The sequence below is a fragment of the Novosphingobium sp. CF614 genome, from assembly GCF_900113255.1.
GTDB lineage: Bacteria > Pseudomonadota > Alphaproteobacteria > Sphingomonadales > Sphingomonadaceae > Novosphingobium.
In genome coordinates this window covers 63,104-79,376 of sequence record NZ_FOOR01000003.1, presented here as the reverse complement: position 1 = coordinate 79,376, position 16,273 = coordinate 63,104, and the positions used below count along the sequence as shown (strand labels likewise).

Below are 16,273 nucleotides of genomic sequence, written 5' to 3'. Positions count from 1 at the left end.
TCACGCTACCGGGTTCGGCTTTCAGTAGATCTCGCGGGTCGCGATGGCGGCATCGCCGTGCGCCGCTACCGGCTCGCGGGCGATCGCCACCGCTATGGCGAGATCGCCGACGACGTTGACCAGTGTCCGGAACATGTCGAGCAGGCGATCGACGCCGATCACCAGGCCTATGCCTTCCGGGGGCAAGCCCGTCAGGGCCAGCATGGTCGCGACGGTGGGGAGCGCGCCGGCGGGAACGCCCATCGTGCCCATCCCGGCCAGCGTCGCCACGACAAACACGAGCGCCTGCTGGTCCAGCGAGAGATCCATGCCGAAGAACTGCCCGACGAACAGCACCGTCACGGCCGTATAGATCGCGGTGCCGCTCTGGTTGGCGACCGTGCCGATGCCGAGCACCGGCCTCACGACGCGGTCGGGCAGTCCGAGATCGGCTTCGGCAACCTTGAGCGCCGTGGGCAAGGTGGCATTGGAAGAGGATGTGCAGAACGCAATCAGCGCGGCTTCCTGCACGCTGCGCAGGAACTTCACCGGCGAGACTTCGCCCCGCATCCAGACGACGATGGAGAAAGTGACCGCGATCTGCAGCGCCAGCGCGGCCAGCACGACGCCGACATAGGCGCTCAGGTAGAACAACAGGTGCCAGCCGAACATGACGGTCATGTCGAACATGAAGCAGGCCACCGCGATCGGCGCGAATCGCGTCACCAGCGAGAGCACTTTCATGCCTGCTTCGAACAGCCATTCGCAGCCCGCCAGGAGGCGGCGGCCGCCTTGCTTGCGGAAAAAGGGCAGTGCCAGGGCGATCGAGAGCGAGACGATCACCATGCCCAGCACCCAGCCGTTCGCCGGCCGGTAGCCCTGCGCGATGCTCATCAGGCTTTCGGGAAGCGGCGGCGCGCGCGCGTCGAGCAGGTGCTGGCCGACCTCCGGCGGGATGCCGTCGCCGGGACGGAAAAGATTGGCCATGGCCAGTCCGATCAACACCGCCGAGGCGGAGACCGCCGCCATGTAGGCAAAGGTCGTGACCAGCAATCCCTGCATCCCGGCGTTGCCGCGAAGCCGCGAGAGGCCACTGATGATGGCGGAAAACAGCAGCGGTACGATCAGCAGGAACAACACGCTCAGGAAGGTCCGTTCGACCGGCCGAATGAAGCAAGTCAGCAGCAGCGACGTGAAGGCGCGGTCCGTGCCCAGGAATTCGACGAGAGTGCCCGCGCCCGTGCCGATGGCGAAACCGGCGAACAGGAGAATGTGCGGTTGCGGCCGAAGCCAGCGACCGATCGAAGGTGTTCGTGTTATGGGCGTCACTTATACCAAATCTCATTGATCGGAACGCTTGTTCCCCTTTCCTTCGTCTTTGCGAGCGGCCGAAGGGAGAAGATGAGCCTCGTTTCAAGAGACTTGGCATTGGCCGGGCTCGACCGGAAGTCTGGGTGCATCATTTCGCGGATGTCATCCTGTTGGTTCCGTCATACTGCGTGCACGCGGTTGCCGGAGTCTAAGCAGTCGACTCTTCTGGAAGTCTGCTTGCCTTGGAAACCCTGTCAGCAAGCTGTCATCTACGCGATTGACGCGTGATAAGTATCGGAAAAAGTATCAGACCTTGATTCCGCCCGCCGGAACGCGACGATCGCCAATACGCCTCGTCCGTCGCGCCCCTCGGCCAAGGTGACTCTGGCGCCCATCCGCTCGCCGAGCGCCTTGACGATCGGAAGCCCGAGCCCGCTGCCCGGCGGGGCATCGGCCGTGGGCGCGCGATAGAAACGCTCCCAGACCTTCTCGCGATCGTCCGGCGCGATGCCGGGACCGTCATCCTCGATCTCTATGCTCGGCTCTCCGTTGCGGCGCAGGACGCGCACGGTGACCGCGCCCTCGGGACGATTGTAGCGGATCGCATTGTCGAGCAGGTTGCCGATCATTTCCGTCGCCAGCACGGCATGGCCGAGCGCCATGACGGGGTTTCCGCTCGCCTCGAAGCCGATATCCATCTTCGCGGTGTCGGCCTGGGCGACCCGGGTCGCGACGAGATTCGATGTGACTCCGGTCAGGTCGAAGGCCTCCAAGGGGTCGATCGCGTGTTCCTGTTCATCCATCCGGGCAAGCGAGATGAGCTGCGACAGCAATCTTTCGAGCGCGGTCACCGCGGCGCCGATGTCGGCGAGCGCGACGGCGCCTTGGGGGGAGGAGGGGCCGTAACGTTCCAGGACGTCGACATGGACGCGCACGATGGCAAGCGGGGTTCGAAGCTGGTGCGAGGCATTCGCCGTGAACTGGCTGAGCGAATCGACCGCCCGCTCGGTGCGCATCATGAGTTCGTTGAAAGCCCGGACCAGCAGATGCGCTTCCTTCGGGGCATCGCCCGCCAGGGCAAGGCGGAAATGCGATGACGTCAACTTGCGTGCCTTTTCGATCTGCGCTGTCAGCGATGCGAAAGGACGCAGTCCCCAGGTGATCGCCCCGTAAAACAGCAGCACCGCGATCATGACGATCAATATTCCGGCCCCCACGACGCGCAGGAAATAGGTCTGCTCATAGGCAGTGCGATCGTCGAGGAAGTCCGCGACCTGGATCGCCACGGGCCTCCCGGAGTGTTGCAGCACGCGAATCTCGGTGGCGATACGCACCGGCCGGCCCTCCAGGACCGCGTCGCGCAGGTAAGCCGGCTGGATGACGCCTTCGGCATCACGTGCGTCGACATAGCCGCTGACAAGCCGCGTATTCCGGTAGCTGCTGGGAAAGCCGGCCGGTGCGTGATGAGGCATTTTCGCGCCGGGCCGCGGGTCGTAATCGTCCGGCGGCACCAGCCAGGGCGTGCCGGCAACGAGGCGGTTTCCATCATGGACGCTGTAGTGGGGCACCGGCGTGGCCCGGCTTTGCAGCAGATGGACCGCGAGCGGCAGAATCTGGTCACGCACCGAAACCCGGGTATCGATCGCCCGGCCGATGATCGTGACGGACCCCACCAGCGCGCGGTCCGAAGCGGTGGAAACCGTGGTGTGGATCATCCAGCATGTGATTCCGCCGAACGTCATGGCAAGGGCGAGCAGCGGCATCATGACCGCCGCGGTCAGCCGGGAGCGCAACGACCCCATCGAGCGTGTTTCAGCTGCCTTCGAGCATGTACCCCAGGCCCCTGATCGTTCGGATCACCGGGCCGTCCGGCATCAGCTTGCGCCGGAGCCGTCCGACATAGACATCCAGCGCATTGGGGGCGACCGCATCGGCGAAATTGAACACTTCGGCCGTCAGGCATTCGCGGGTCACGACCCTGCCCGGGCGGCCCATCAGGGTCTCCAGCACGGCGAGTTCGCGCCGCCGCAATTCGACGACGGAGCGGTTGAGCTGGACCGTGCGGGTCGAGCGATCGAAGCTGAGCCGGCCGATGCGCAGCACCGGATCCGCGGTGCCGAGGCTGCGGCGGATAAGCGCGCGCACCCGCGATTCCAGCTCGCGCGGGTGGAAAGGTTTTGAAAGGTAATCGTCCGCGCCGCGATCGAGCCCCTCGATACGATCGCTCACGGCGTCGCGCGCGGTCAGGATCAGGATGGGAATCTGCAGTTCGCGGCGGCGCAGGTGGCTCAGCACTTCCAGGCCGTCCATATCGGGCAATCCGAGATCGAGGATCGCGAGATTGTAAGGCTCGGTGAACAGCACCTCGATCGCCTCTTCACCGGTCGATACGAAATCCATGGCGAAACCGGCGGCGGCCATCGAAGCTTCCATCCCGCGCGCAAGGCTGCGGTCATCTTCCACGATCAGAATACGCAACAACTCACTCCCTGTAGAAGAGTTGTGGCATCCTCCCCATCCATAGCGGGAGCGAAACCGCCCTGCGGAATCGACGTACTTCCTTATCTTTCTCGATTCGGCACTGTTTGGCGGAAACCTGTCATCAAGCTGTCGCCGACCCGAAAATTCTTTTTCCGTTGTGTCCGGGAGGGTGACAGCTTGGTGACAGGTCGTCCAGCCTAACTTCGCCGTGCGTGGACGAAAATTCGCACCTCCACGCAAGCTGAGGCCGTTGCCGGGGTCGCAACCAGCAAGGTTACGGGCGCGACACAGGCCTACGCGGTTGAAAGGGGCTCAATGGTCAACCAGTTCGGTCGCGCGGCCTCGCTGCATCCGGGTTTCGCGCTTCACTTCCGCCTCGGTGAGCGCGGCTTCGGCGCCGGGCGCCAGGCCGCGCTTGTTCCCGTCGAAGCGGTGGCATGACTTTGCCCGCGGCCGCAGGAACTGGCCCGCGCCGCCGCAACGAGACGAAATGCGAAAGGCCGGTCGCGCCTCCCGGTGGAGCGCCGGCGAAAGCGATTGGCCGCGCCCGGGCTTGGCGGCGCCGAACTTCCGCACCAGCCGCGGCGAGCCGCCCATGACCTGCAAAAGAATCTCCTTTTTTCAGATAATAAGCAGAATTTGGAATCTCTGGGAGAGGCCAACCCAAGAAACTTCGTCCAGCAGATGAGGGGCCGATCCAGATGAAATACAGGGACACAGCATCGATTGCCGCGCTCGCGGCGGGCCTTTGCACCTTCGCGCAGCCCGTTCTTGCCCAGACCGCCGCCGCCATGGCGACCACAGGCTCCGAGGCCGAGGCGGCAGCCGCTGCCGCCACGGCCGATCAGACCGGCGAGGCGATCATCGTAACGGGTACGCGCGTCACCGGCATGCGCGCCGTGGACAGCCCGGCGCCAGTCCAGATCCTCGGTGTCGAAGCCATCAAGAGCACGGGCCAGCCAGACCTCATCCAGAGCCTTGCACAGGTCCTGCCCTCGGTCCAGGCGCAGGCTTTCGGCGGCGATCTCCAGGCGCATAACCTGCAGATGAAGCTGCGCGGGCTCAGCCCCAACCACACGCTCATCCTCATCAACGGCAAGCGCCGGCACGGCACCGCCAATGTCTCGGTCGCCGGCGGCCCATACGGCGGCAGCGCCGCGCCGGACATGAGCTTCATCCTGACCGATTCGATCGATCATATCGAAGTCCTGCAGGACGGTGCAGCCGCGCAATATGGCACCGACGCCATCGCCGGCGTCATCAACATCATCCAGAAGACGGCCGATCACGGCGGCACCGTCAATGTCACCGGCGGGCAATATTACGACGGCGGCGGCAAGAGCTACGCCATCTCCGGCAATGTCGGCTTCGCGCCGGTCGAGAATTCCTATTTCAACATCACCGCCGAAAAGAAGCACAAGGGCTTCAGCTTCCGCGGCGATATCAACCCGAACGTCTACGGCAGCAGCGCGGCCGCGTTGAAAAACCTGGCGGCCTATCCGGATATCGTCGACGCGCCATTCTATCCTTATGTCAACCGGATCGAGGGCGATCCCGAGATCGACCAGACCTCGGTCATGTACAATGCCGGCTACGAGTTCGGCGACTTCGAAATATACAGCTTCGGCAGCTATGGTCACAAGTATGCCCATGCCTACGAGAACTACCGCACGCCGTCGGTGATCGTCGACGGCGATGGCACGCCGTTCTATCCCAGCGGCTTCCAGCCACTCGAAGCGGTGCATGAAACCGACTACTCCATCACCGGCGGCTTCAAGGGCGCGCTGGGCGATACCACCTTCGATTTCGCGTCGACCTACGGCAAGGATTTCGTTGGCGTCTACGTCGAGAATTCGGGCAACGCCCAGCTTTACGCCGACACCGGATTCACTCCCACCGAGTTCCACAACGGCGACTTCAAGGCTTCCCAGTGGACCAATACGCTTGACCTGACCCATGCTTTCGACGTCGGCCTTTCCCAGCCGGTCAATGTCGCGGCGGGCCTCGAATGGCGCCGCGAGACTTATGGCATCGTCGATGGGGATCCGGCGTCCTACTATGGCGGCGGCGCCCAGTCGTTCTTCGGCTACAGTCCGAACGACGCGAGCGACAATAGCCGCACCAACTTCTCGCAATATCTCGATGTCAGCCTGAAACCGACACCGGACTGGCTCGTCGACGGCGCGGTCCGCCACGAGCATTACAGCGACTTTGGCGATACCACGGTGTTCAAGCTGACCAGCCGCTATGACTTTTCGGCCACCTTCGCCATTCGCGGCACCGTATCGACCGGCTTTCGCGCGCCGACCCTGGCGGAAGGGTTCTATTCGGGCATCAACGTGGCGCCAAGCGGTGTCTTCGGCGTGCTGCCGGCCAACTCCGCCGCGGGCGCCGCGCTCGGCTTCGGCGGCCTGAAGCCTGAGAAATCCACCAACTTCAGCGCCGGCATCGTCTTCACGCCAAGCTCGCGCATCAGCGTCACGCTGGATGCCTACTGGATCGAGATCCGCGATCGCATCCTCATCTCAAGCTCGTTCTACGGCTTCAACGGCAAGTACTGCCCGGAAGGCTATTCCGGTTCCAACGCCTCGCAGTGCGTCGCCTACAGTGCGGACAACTACTTCACCTATAACCAGCAGGCCGTCTTCGATGCCGTCGCTTCGGCGCTTGGCGGCACCATTCCCAGCTATGTGCTCACCGATACCCTCACCGGTGATCGCAACATCGATGGCCAGGTCGCGGTGCAGACTTTCGTCAACGGCGCCGACATGCGCACGCGGGGTATCGACTTCGTGGCGAACTACCAGATGCCGACCAGCTTCGCGACGATCGACTGGACTTTCTCCGCCAACTACAATGAGAACAAGGTCAAGAAGATCGCCGCCTTGCCATCGGCTCTCTACGTCAACCAGACCGATCCCAGCGCCACCGCGATCATCGACAAATACCGGGTCGTCGAACTGGAGCACAGCACGCCCAAGTTCCGCGCCAGCCTGTCCGCATACCTCGAATCGGGATGGTTCAGCATGAACCTGCGCGAGAATTTCTACTCGCAGGTCTATGCGCTTGAATCGACCCCGGGCAACAGCTCGCTGGCAGGTGCCGATCTCAAGGTCCCGGTGAATTCGGCCTTCATCACCAACCTTGAACTGAGCGCGAAGCTGACCGAATCGCTCAAGCTTTCGGTCGGTGCGAACAACCTGTTCAACACTTATCCGACCAAGCGCTCGTACCAATACATTCGCAGTGCCCAGCTTGCGAGCGGTTCGCGTGGCTATTCGTCCAACGTCTACCCCTCCATTTCACCCTATGGTATCAATGGTGGCTATTACTATGGCAGAATAAGCTTTAACTTCTGAAGAGATCCACCCCTGGCGGACGCCGTTGGCAGTGTTTCCTGCATGGCGTCCGCACTTTTCGCGTCGAAACCAGGTCCAGGCGAGTTCCATATAGTGGAAATATCTTCAATGAGTTGGCTCTTTCCCACGGTGGGACTGCTGGGGGCGGGCCTGGCCGCCGGTTTTGCCGGTGGCGTCTTCGGCATCGGCGGCGGCTTCGTGGTCGTGCCCGCGCTGCTGATGATGTTGCACCTGCTGGGCGGCGACAGCGCGCAATATGCGCATGTCGCGGTCGGGACCTCGGCCGCCACGATCATCGTCACTTCGATCCGCTCGGTCACCAGCCACGCCAAGCGCGGCGCGGTCGATTTCGAAATCCTGAAGAGCTGGGCGCCGTGGATCGTCATGGGTGACGGGCTTGGCGTGCTGCTGGCCAGCCATGTCGACGGCCGCGTGCTGACGCTGATCTTCGCGACCGGCGTGCTGCTGATGTCGCTCAATTTCCTCGTGCCGCGCCTGGGTGACAAGGTGCTGAGCGATCAGATGCCCTCGGGCGCCCTGCGTGTCGGGCTCGCGGGGGGGCTCGGTGCCTTCTCCTCGCTGCTGGGTATCGGCGGCGGTACGATCGCCATCATGATTATGACATTGTGCGGCCGTTCGATTCACCGGGCGGTGGGGACGGCCTCGGGCGTGGGCACGCTGATCGCGATCCCGAGCGCGATCGGTTTCGCGATCATCGGCCTGCAGGAAAAGGGCTTGCCGTGGGGCTCGGTGGGTTACGTCAACCTGCCGGCCACGATCGCCATCGCCTCGACTTCGATCCTGACGGCCCCGCTTGGCGTGGCAGTGGCCCATTCGTTGCAGCCGGCCATGCTCAAGCGCATATTCGGGGTCTATCTTATCGTCATCGCGCTCGTCATGTTTCGCAAATCGCTGCAACTCTGAAGGCGGCCATGGCCCGTCATCGAACTGGAGGTAGGAAGATGTCCGTGAGAGAAGCAACCATCGCCGATTGCATGGAACGCGAAGAGATCAGGAACGATCTGCTGTCGCGCGGCTATGACCGGCGCAATTTCGGAAAGATCGCGGCCCTGCTGGGCGGAGCCGTGACGGCCGCGCAGGCGGCGCCCGCGTTTGCCCAGCAGTCCGCCAAGGCCGTGGTGGGCGCGGTTCGCATCGGGTCGAACGAATGCTGGACCGGACCGCTCCCGGCAGGGGTCGCCGCGGCCATGACGATCATTGCGGAGGGCAATCGCTATGAACCCAACGATAACCATGCCAAGCTGTTCGCGGCCGTCGCCGAAGCGGAGGGCGTGCCGGTCGAACGCGTCACCGCGTGGCCCGGATCGAGCGATCCGCTCAATCGCACCGCCATCACGTTCGCCTCGCCGACCCGGGGCATCGTCACCGCCGATCCCACCTACGAACAGATCTGGCGCACCGCCGACTGGATCGGCGCCAAGGTGACCAAGGCGCCGCTGACCTCCGACTATCGGCATGACGTCAAGGCGATGCTGGCGGCGGATCCCAACGCGGGCCTGTACTATGTCTGCTCGCCCAACAACCCGACCGGCACCCTGACGCCGATCGAGGACATCATGTGGCTGGCGGACAACAAGCCGAAGGACGCGATCCTGCTGGTAGACGAAGCCTATATCCATTTCGCCGGCACGCCCAACGCGGCGAAGCTGGCGGCCGCGCGCGATGACGTGATCGTCATGCGCACGTTCTCGAAGCTGTTCGGCATGGCAGGCATGCGCCTGGGGCTCACCATTGCCTCCAAGGACTTGCACGGCAGGATGATGCGCTACGACGGCCAGCAGGTGACCAACATGCTGCCGATGACCGCCGTCGCCTGCGGCACCGCTTCGCTCCCGCTGGCGGACGAGATCAAGGCGCGGCGCGAACAGATGATCGCGGTGAGGGAGAAGGCCATCGCGCATATCCGGAGCCGGGGGCTGAATGTAATTCCCGGTAGCCACGCGAACATGTTCATGGTGGAATGGAAGGGCAAGACGCCCGCCGAAATGATGGCCGCCTTCCTTGAGCATGGCGTGCAGATCGGCCGTTCCTGGACCGCCTATCCGCAGATGTCGCGCGTGACCGTGGGATCGGCCGAGGAGATGCAGAAATTCTGCCTCGCCCTCGACAAGATCCTGATGGCATGAGGAATGGTGCGGGCGGCCGGACTTGAACCGGCACGGGCAAAGCCCTACGGATTTTCTTACCAGCTACGGCTTTCGCCGCCGCCCCGGATGGGGCGTTTGTGGTCTGGACTATCCCTTCACCATGCCCCGAAGGGATTAGGTGCTGCCCGTCTAGTCTCTACACCTTCCGCGAGGCACTGCCTCGCGGCTTGGCTCGGGATCGCCATGTGAAAGGGTTCCCCGAATTTGAGCAGTTCTGCATCGCGGGTTTCCCCGCGAGCACTCAAGAATTGGCCTAAGTCCGTTGCGTCTACCGATTTCGCCACGCCCGCATGACCATGGGCGCTATAGAAGGTCGCTGATTCCGAGCCAAGCGCGAAGTGCGGGTTCTCCCTACCTGCGTTTCGGCCCCGGTCTGGTGAAGGCCCTCTGGCGAAGGCCCTCTGGCGCAGGCTCGGGCAGATGCCTGTTTCAGGTCATGTTGAGGCGGGCGCGCATTTCCTTGCCGGGCTTGAAGTAGGGGACGCGCTTTTCCGGGACTTCCACGGTTTCGCCGGTGCGCGGGTTGCGGCCCTTGCGCTCTTCGCGGTGACGAGTCGAAAAGGCGCCGAAGCCGCGCAGTTCCACGCGCCCGCCGCCGGCGAGTCGCTCGCTGATCTCGTCGAAGAAGGTATCGAGCGCGCGCTCCACCTCTTCCGCCCGCAGTTCCGGATTGTCTTTCGCAAGAGCCTGCAGAAGTTCCGATCTAATCATTGCGCCACCCCCGAAAAAAACGACAAATCCCCGCGAATCATAAAATTACGCGGGCACGGCCGAAAAGCTGTCGCAAAAATGCCATCGCGGCGCCCTTCGCGCAATGCCCTAGCTGGAACGATGCCGAAACGGTGCGTGGCCTGCGGCGCCGCGGCGATCGCGGCGGCAGCGCCCCATTTACAGCGCCGTTTTGGTTGCTAACCTCGCCTTCCTTCGGACCTTCCCGAAACGGACCCGTTTCGGGATCAATAAGGATAACAAGGCGTCGCATGAAGGACATCGCAAGCTGGACCGAGGGTGACTGGATCGCGGCGATCGCCGCCATCGCCCTTTTCGCCGTCCTCGCCATCGGCGGCATCATCGCCACCCGCAAGAGCGAGGAGTTCGTCGGCCATCCCCGCGGCCTCTTCGTGCTGTTCTATGCCGAAATGTGGGAGCGTTTTTCCTACTACGGCATGCGCGCGCTGCTGATCCTTTACCTGACAAAGTTCTGGCTGTTCACTGACGGCAATTCGAACCTGATCTACGGCGCCTATACCAGCCTGGTCTACATCACCCCGGTGCTGGGCGGCTATTTGGCCGACCGCTGGCTGGGGCAGAGGAAAGCGGTGCTGTTCGGGGGCGTCGTGCTGGCGCTCGGCCATTTGTTCATGGCCTACGAAGGCATGCAGGGGGTGACCGACCCGGCCCTTAAGCAGGCGGACCCGGCGATCAACGTGTTCTGGCTGGCACTCTCGCTCATCATCGTCGGCGCGGGGTTCCTCAAGGCCAACATCTCGGTGATCGTCGGGCAGCTCTACGGCATGCGCGATATCCGCCGCGACGCGGCCTACACGATATTCTACATGGGCATCAACACCGGTGCCGCGCTCGGCACGCTCCTGGTCGGCTACCTGGGCGAGACGATCGGCTGGTCCTGGGGCTTCGGCCTGGCCGGGATCGGCATGGCGCTGGGCCTTGTCATCTTCGTTGCCGGCCGGCCCGCACTCAAGGGCAGGGGCGAGCCGCCCGCACCGCTTTCGAGGAACGGGGAAGCGATTCTCTACGGCACCGGCATCGCCGCCGTCGCGGTGATCTGGTTCCTGATCCAGTTCGTCACCGTGATCCAGAACCTGCTGATCGTCGCCGGCGTGGCGATGCTGCTCTACACGCTCTATGAAGCCTTCAAGCTGCCCAAGGAACCGCGTCAGCGGATCTTCGCGATGCTGTTCCTGATCGCGCTCAATCCGGTATTCTGGGGCCTGTTCGAGCAGGCCGGCGGCTCTTTGAGCCTCTTCACCGACAAGTACGTGGATCGCGGTGGGGTTCCCACCAGCCTGTTCCAATCGATCAACCCGATCTATATCGTGCTGTTCGGCCCAGTGTTCGCGGGGCTTTGGCAGTTCCTCGGCAAGCGCGGGTTGGAGCCTTCCGCCCCGGCCAAGTTCGGCCTTGCGCTGGTCCAGGTGGGCCTGGGCTTCCTGGTCTTCGTCTGGGGTGCGGGAACCGGCGATTCGGCGGTGATGACCTCGGTGTTCTTCGTCTTCCTGATCTACCTGCTGCACACCACCGGCGAATTGTGCCTGTCGCCCGTCGGCCTTTCGGCGATGACTCGCCTGGCGCCGCTGCACCTGGGCAGCTTCATCATGGGGGCCTGGTTCTACATGACGGCGGTGGGCAACTTCGTCGCCGGCAGGATCGGCGAGGCGACGGGCGGCGAAAGCGGTGCGATGTCGAAGGCGCTGACGCTGCAAATCTACAGCAGGATCGGGTGGGTGACGATCGGCATCGCCGTCGTCGTCCTGCTCCTTTCGCCGATCGTCAAGCGCTGGATGCATCTCGATACGCTCGAAGACCGCGTGTCCGATGATGACCTGCTCGGCCAGGAGGCGATCGGGCTGGAGCCGCAGGAGGCCGGCATGCATCCGGAGCTCAAACCGAATTGATTGTCAAACGCCGGCTCGTTCGCGACCGGGCGGCCAACAGGGGAAACGTGATGAGGGTATCGTCCGCGATGCGGCGGCGGTCATGGAGCATGATGCTGTGTCTCACGCTCGGGCTGGCGCTGTCGCTCACGGCGCAGAGCGCCGACGCCAAGAAGAAGAAGGACAAAGGCGATCAGGCCACCACGGCCATGCCTTACCCTTCCACCTACAAGCCCTATCCGGGCCGGCCCACCGCGTTGGTGGGGGCCACCATCTATGACGGGCGCGGCGGGCGGATCGATCGCGGGACGGTATTGTTCGCGGACGGCAAGCTGGTCGCGGTCGGCGGCGCCGACCTTGCGATTCCCGACGGTTACGATCGTATCGACGCGGCGGGCAAGTTCGTCACCCCCGGGGTGATCGACATCCACTCGCACCTGGGCGATTATCCCTCGCCTGCGGTCGATGCCAGTTCCGACGGTAACGAGGCGACCAGCCCGACCACGCCCGATGTCTGGGCCGAGCACTCGGTCTGGCCGCAGGATCCCGGTTTCACCCGGGCGCTCGCCAATGGCGGGATCACCGCGCTGCAGGTCCTGCCCGGTTCGGCGAACCTGATGGGCGGCCGCTCGATCACGCTCAAGAACGTGCCGAGCCTGACCGTGCAGGGCATGAAGTTTCCCGGTGCGCCCTATTCGCTCAAGATGGCCTGCGGCGAGAACCCCAAGCGCGTCTATGGGGAAAAGAACCAGAAGCCCTCCACCCGGATGGGCAACTTCGCGGTCAATCGCCAGACCTGGCTCGACGCGAAGAAGTACATGAACGATCCCGATGCCGACCGCGACCTGGGCAAGGACACGCTGGTGGGCGTGCTCAAGGGTGAAATCCTGGTTCAGAACCACTGCTACCGCGCGGACGAGATGGCGCTGGTGATCGATATGGCCAAGGAGATGGGCTACAAGGTCACCGCCTTCCACCACGCGGTGGAAAGCTACAAGATCGCGGATCTCCTGCGGGAGAACGACATCTGCTCGGCGGTCTGGGCGGACTGGTACGGCTTCAAGATGGAAGCCTATGACGGTATTCCGGAAAACGCCGCGCTGATCGCCCATGCCGGCGCCTGCGTGGTGATCCATTCGGACGACGAGAACGGCATCCAGCGGCTCAACCAGGAGGCTGCCAAGGCGCAGGCGGACGGGCGGCGCATCGGCATCGATATTCCCGACGCGCAAGCGATCGGCTGGTTCACGTACAATCCCGCCAGGGCGATGGGTATCGCGGGCCAGACCGGCAGTCTGGAGAAAGGCAAGATGGCCGACGTGGTGCTGTGGAACGGCAATCCGCTTTCGGTCTATACCCGGCCCGAGAAAGTCTGGATCGACGGAGCCTTGCTGTTCGACGCGCTCGATCGCAAGCGGCGCCCGGTGAGCGACTTCGAACTCGGCCAGCCCGGCGAAGGAGACGTGAAATGAGCCGCCGCGCCCTGTTCATCGCCGCCCTGGCGGCCTTCAGCATACCCCAGGCGGCCCTCGCGCAGGACATCGCCGTGACCAACGCCACCCTGGCCCTCGGCGACGGCGGCGCGCCGATCGAGCATGGCACCGTGGTCGTGCGCGGCGGCAAGGTGGTCGCCGCGGGGGCCGGTGTGGCGGTGCCGGCGGGCGTGCCCGTCGTCGATGGCACCGGCAAATGGGTGACCCCGGGGCTGTTCTCGGCCGTCACCGACCTTGGCCTCTGGGATGTCGAGGCGGTCGACGAGAGCAACGATCTGGAGGCCGGCGATTCGCCTTTCAACGCCGCGCTCGATGTCATGCCGGCGCTCAATCCTTCCAGCCAGCACGTCGCCATCAGCCGCGCCGGCGGGGTGACCCGGGCCAGCGTGGCCGCGTTCAACGGCCATTCGATCTTCGCCGGGCAAGGCGCGGTGATAGATCTTGCCGCCGACGGCGCCATGGTGATGAAGCCGCGCGTCTTCCAGTTCGTCGAACTGGGAGAGGCCGGGGCGAAGCTGGCAGGCGGCAGCCGTGTGGCCGCCCACGTGGCGCTGCGCAATGCCTTGCGAGAGGCCCGGGAACTGGCCGCGCTTCCCGCCGGGGCCGCGCGCCAGAGCGACGCCATGCTGACGCGCGTCGATGCCATGGCGCTGGCCGGGGTGGTGGACGGCCGCCAGCCGCTCTACGTCGGGGTCGAGCGCGCGGCGGACATCCGTGCGGTGCTGGCGCTCAAGGGCGAATTCCCGAAGCTGAACCTGGTGCTGGTCGGCGCGGCCGAGGGCTGGCTGGTGGCGGGCGAGATCGCCGCCGCGCAGGTGCCGGTGATAACCATGCCGCTGCGCGACCTGCCCGAACAGTTCGAGACGCTGGCCGCCACCCAATCCAACGTCGGACGGATGAAGCGGGCGGGCGTCAAGGTTGCGATCGGCATGTTCACCGGCGGCAACCAGCCGCGTTACGCCCCGCAGCAGGCGGGCAACCTCGTCGCACTGGGCAAGCTGCCCGGCGCTGCCGGCCTGTCCTGGGGCGATGCCTTCGCCGCGATCACTTCGATCCCGGCCGAGATCAGCGGCTATGGCGGTCAAAGCGGCAATATTCGGGCCGGGGTCCTGGCGCCCGGCGCGGTGGGCGACGTGGTGCTGTGGGACGGCGATCCGCTCGAACTCTCCTCCGCCCCGCTGGAAGTCTGGATCGACGGCGTGAAGCAACCGCTCGAAAACCACCAAAGCCGGTTGAAGGACCGCTACAAGGACCTGGACAAGTCGGAACTGCCCAAGGCTTACGACTGGTAGCTTTGGGGGCGTTCAGGTGCGGCCGATGGACGAGTAGACGAAACCGGCCGCGCGCAACGTTTCAGGCTTGTAGATGTTGCGCAGGTCCACCAGTACCGGCGCCTTGGCAAGCGCTTTCACCCGGTCCAGGTCGAGCGCGCGGAAGGCGTCCCACTCGGTCACGATCACGATGGCGTCGGCGCCCTCGATCGCGGCATAGGGATCGGTGGCCATCACCACTTCGGGCATCAGCGGCCGGGCCTGCTCCATGCCTTCGGGATCGTAGGCGGCCGTGGTGACGCCGGCATCGGCCAGGGTCTGGGCGATGGCGATGGCGGGCGAATCGCGCATGTCGTCGGTATTGGGCTTGAACGTCAGCCCCAGCATCGCCACGCGCTTGCCCCGCGCGGCTTCGCTGCCGCCCAGCGCCTCGATGACCTTGCGGCCCATCGCGCGCTTGCGCAGGTCGTTGACCTTGACCACCGCCTCGACGATGCGGACCGGGCTCTCATAGTCCTCGGCGGTCTTGAGCAGCGCCAGCGTGTCCTTGGGGAAGCACGAGCCGCCATAGCCCGGGCCGGCGTGGAGGAACTTGCCGCCGATGCGCCCGTCCAGCCCGATGCCGCGCGCCACGTCCTGGACATTGCCGCCCACCTTCTCGCACAAGTCCGCCATCTCGTTCATGAACGTGATCTTGGTCGCGAGGAAGGCGTTGGCCGCGTACTTGATAAGCTCGGAGGAGCGGCGCGAGGTGAACAGGATCGGCGATTCGTTGAGGAACAACGGACGATAGACCTCGCGCATAACCTCGCGGCCGAAATCGTCCTCGGCGCCGATGACGATGCGATCCGGGCGTTTGAAGTCGCCGATCGCCGCGCCCTCGCGCAGGAATTCGGGATTGGAGACCACCGATATCCGGTGCCCCTTTTCCCGAAATGCGCGGCTTTCGCGCAGGATCCGCTCCACCTCGTCGCCGGTGCCGACCGGGACCGTCGACTTGGTGACGACGACGGCGTCGTTGGACAGGCTTTCGCCCACTTCATGGGCGACCGCACGGACATAGGAAAGGTCCGCATGCCCATCCCCCCGGCGCGACGGGGTGCCCACCGCGATGAAGATCGCGCGCGCGCCCTCGATGCCCTCGGCAAGGTCGGTGGTGAAGGAAAGGCGGCCGGTCTTGACGTTGCTGGTCACCAGCGCGTCCAGGCCCGGCTCGTAGATCGGCATGACCCCTTCATGCAGCCGGTCGATCTTCGACTGGTCCTTGTCGATGCACACCACGTCATGACCGAAATCGGCAAAGCACGCGCCGGAAACCAGGCCGACATAGCCCGAACCCACCATTGCAATTTTCATGGAAACCTCATCCGGTCGAAATCCGCCCAGCCCTTAGAGTGATTTCGAGCCGGATGGAATCACCTGGCGGCCCGGAAATCACGAAAAACCAACCAGACCCGGCAAAATCCAACCCCGTCCGCCTAGCGGCGCGCCATAGAGGATAACCGCCCAGCGGCAAAGTGCGGGGTCGATCCGATCGAAAAGGCTGCGGCATCGCTCGGGACGGACGGCCTGATGGGGTTTTCGATATCTTGCGCC

Annotated in this window: 12 protein-coding genes; 6 read left to right on the top strand and 6 right to left on the bottom strand. The window is 64.4% G+C overall.

Annotated features, from left to right (window positions below):
• Positions 1 to 21: 21 nt before the first annotated feature.
• The 4 genes from BM052_RS05245 to BM052_RS05230 form a co-directional block, all read right to left on the bottom strand.
• Positions 22 to 1,308 (bottom strand): dicarboxylate/amino acid:cation symporter, encoded by a 1,287-nt coding sequence (locus BM052_RS05245; RefSeq protein WP_091144106.1) that lies wholly within the window; start codon positions 1,306 to 1,308, stop codon positions 22 to 24.
• Positions 1,309 to 1,559: 251 nt separating this feature from the next.
• Positions 1,560 to 3,092, bottom strand: coding sequence for a sensor histidine kinase (locus tag BM052_RS05240; RefSeq protein ID WP_091144104.1), 1,533 nt, complete (start codon positions 3,090 to 3,092; stop codon positions 1,560 to 1,562).
• 10 nt (positions 3,093 to 3,102) lie between these two features.
• Positions 3,103 to 3,768 carry a response regulator gene (locus tag BM052_RS05235; protein ID WP_091144447.1) on the bottom strand — a complete coding sequence of 222 codons (666 nt, stop codon included), beginning with the start codon at positions 3,766 to 3,768 and terminating at the stop codon, positions 3,103 to 3,105.
• A 315-nt stretch (positions 3,769 to 4,083) separates the two neighbouring features.
• Positions 4,084 to 4,377 carry a hypothetical protein gene (locus BM052_RS05230; protein ID WP_143084745.1) on the bottom strand — a complete coding sequence of 98 codons (294 nt, stop codon included), beginning with the start codon at positions 4,375 to 4,377 and terminating at the stop codon, positions 4,084 to 4,086.
• Positions 4,378 to 4,472: 95 nt separating this feature from the next.
• Between BM052_RS05230 and BM052_RS05225 the strand changes: the two genes are divergently transcribed.
• From BM052_RS05225 to BM052_RS05215, 3 genes are all read left to right on the top strand, one after another.
• On the top strand, positions 4,473 to 7,130 hold the full coding sequence (locus BM052_RS05225) for a TonB-dependent receptor plug domain-containing protein (protein ID WP_091144100.1): 2,658 nt from the start codon (positions 4,473 to 4,475) through the stop codon (positions 7,128 to 7,130).
• A 108-nt stretch (positions 7,131 to 7,238) separates the two neighbouring features.
• Entirely contained in the window at positions 7,239 to 8,054 is an 816-nt protein-coding gene (locus BM052_RS05220; protein ID WP_091144097.1) for a sulfite exporter TauE/SafE family protein, read from the top strand.
• A gap of 38 nt (positions 8,055 to 8,092) precedes the next feature.
• Positions 8,093 to 9,277: a pyridoxal phosphate-dependent aminotransferase gene (locus BM052_RS05215; protein WP_091144096.1), complete on the top strand. Its 1,185-nt coding sequence runs from the start codon at positions 8,093 to 8,095 to the stop codon at positions 9,275 to 9,277.
• 450 nt (positions 9,278 to 9,727) lie between these two features.
• Here BM052_RS05215 and BM052_RS05210 read toward each other — a convergent pair whose 3' ends face one another.
• Positions 9,728 to 10,009 (bottom strand): integration host factor subunit beta, encoded by a 282-nt coding sequence (locus BM052_RS05210; RefSeq protein ID WP_091144093.1) that lies wholly within the window; start codon positions 10,007 to 10,009, stop codon positions 9,728 to 9,730.
• 269 nt (positions 10,010 to 10,278) lie between these two features.
• Here BM052_RS05210 and BM052_RS05205 point away from each other — a divergent pair, with 269 nt between their 5' ends.
• The 3 genes from BM052_RS05205 to BM052_RS05195 are packed head-to-tail and all read left to right on the top strand — an operon-like array spanning position 10,279 to position 14,698.
• On the top strand, positions 10,279 to 11,934 hold the full coding sequence (locus BM052_RS05205; protein WP_091144090.1) for a peptide MFS transporter: 1,656 nt from the start codon (positions 10,279 to 10,281) through the stop codon (positions 11,932 to 11,934).
• 50 nt (positions 11,935 to 11,984) lie between these two features.
• Positions 11,985 to 13,385 (top strand): amidohydrolase, encoded by a 1,401-nt coding sequence (locus BM052_RS05200; RefSeq protein ID WP_091144088.1) that lies wholly within the window; start codon positions 11,985 to 11,987, stop codon positions 13,383 to 13,385.
• On the top strand, positions 13,382 to 14,698 hold the full coding sequence (locus tag BM052_RS05195; RefSeq protein WP_091144085.1) for an amidohydrolase family protein: 1,317 nt from the start codon (positions 13,382 to 13,384) through the stop codon (positions 14,696 to 14,698). Before BM052_RS05200 ends, BM052_RS05195 begins: the two co-directional genes overlap by 4 nt.
• Before the next feature lie 12 nt (positions 14,699 to 14,710).
• Here the strand turns inward: BM052_RS05195 and BM052_RS05190 are convergent, their stop codons facing one another.
• On the bottom strand, positions 14,711 to 16,033 hold the full coding sequence (locus BM052_RS05190; RefSeq protein WP_091144083.1) for a UDP-glucose dehydrogenase family protein: 1,323 nt from the start codon (positions 16,031 to 16,033) through the stop codon (positions 14,711 to 14,713).
• Positions 16,034 to 16,273 lie beyond the last annotated feature (240 nt).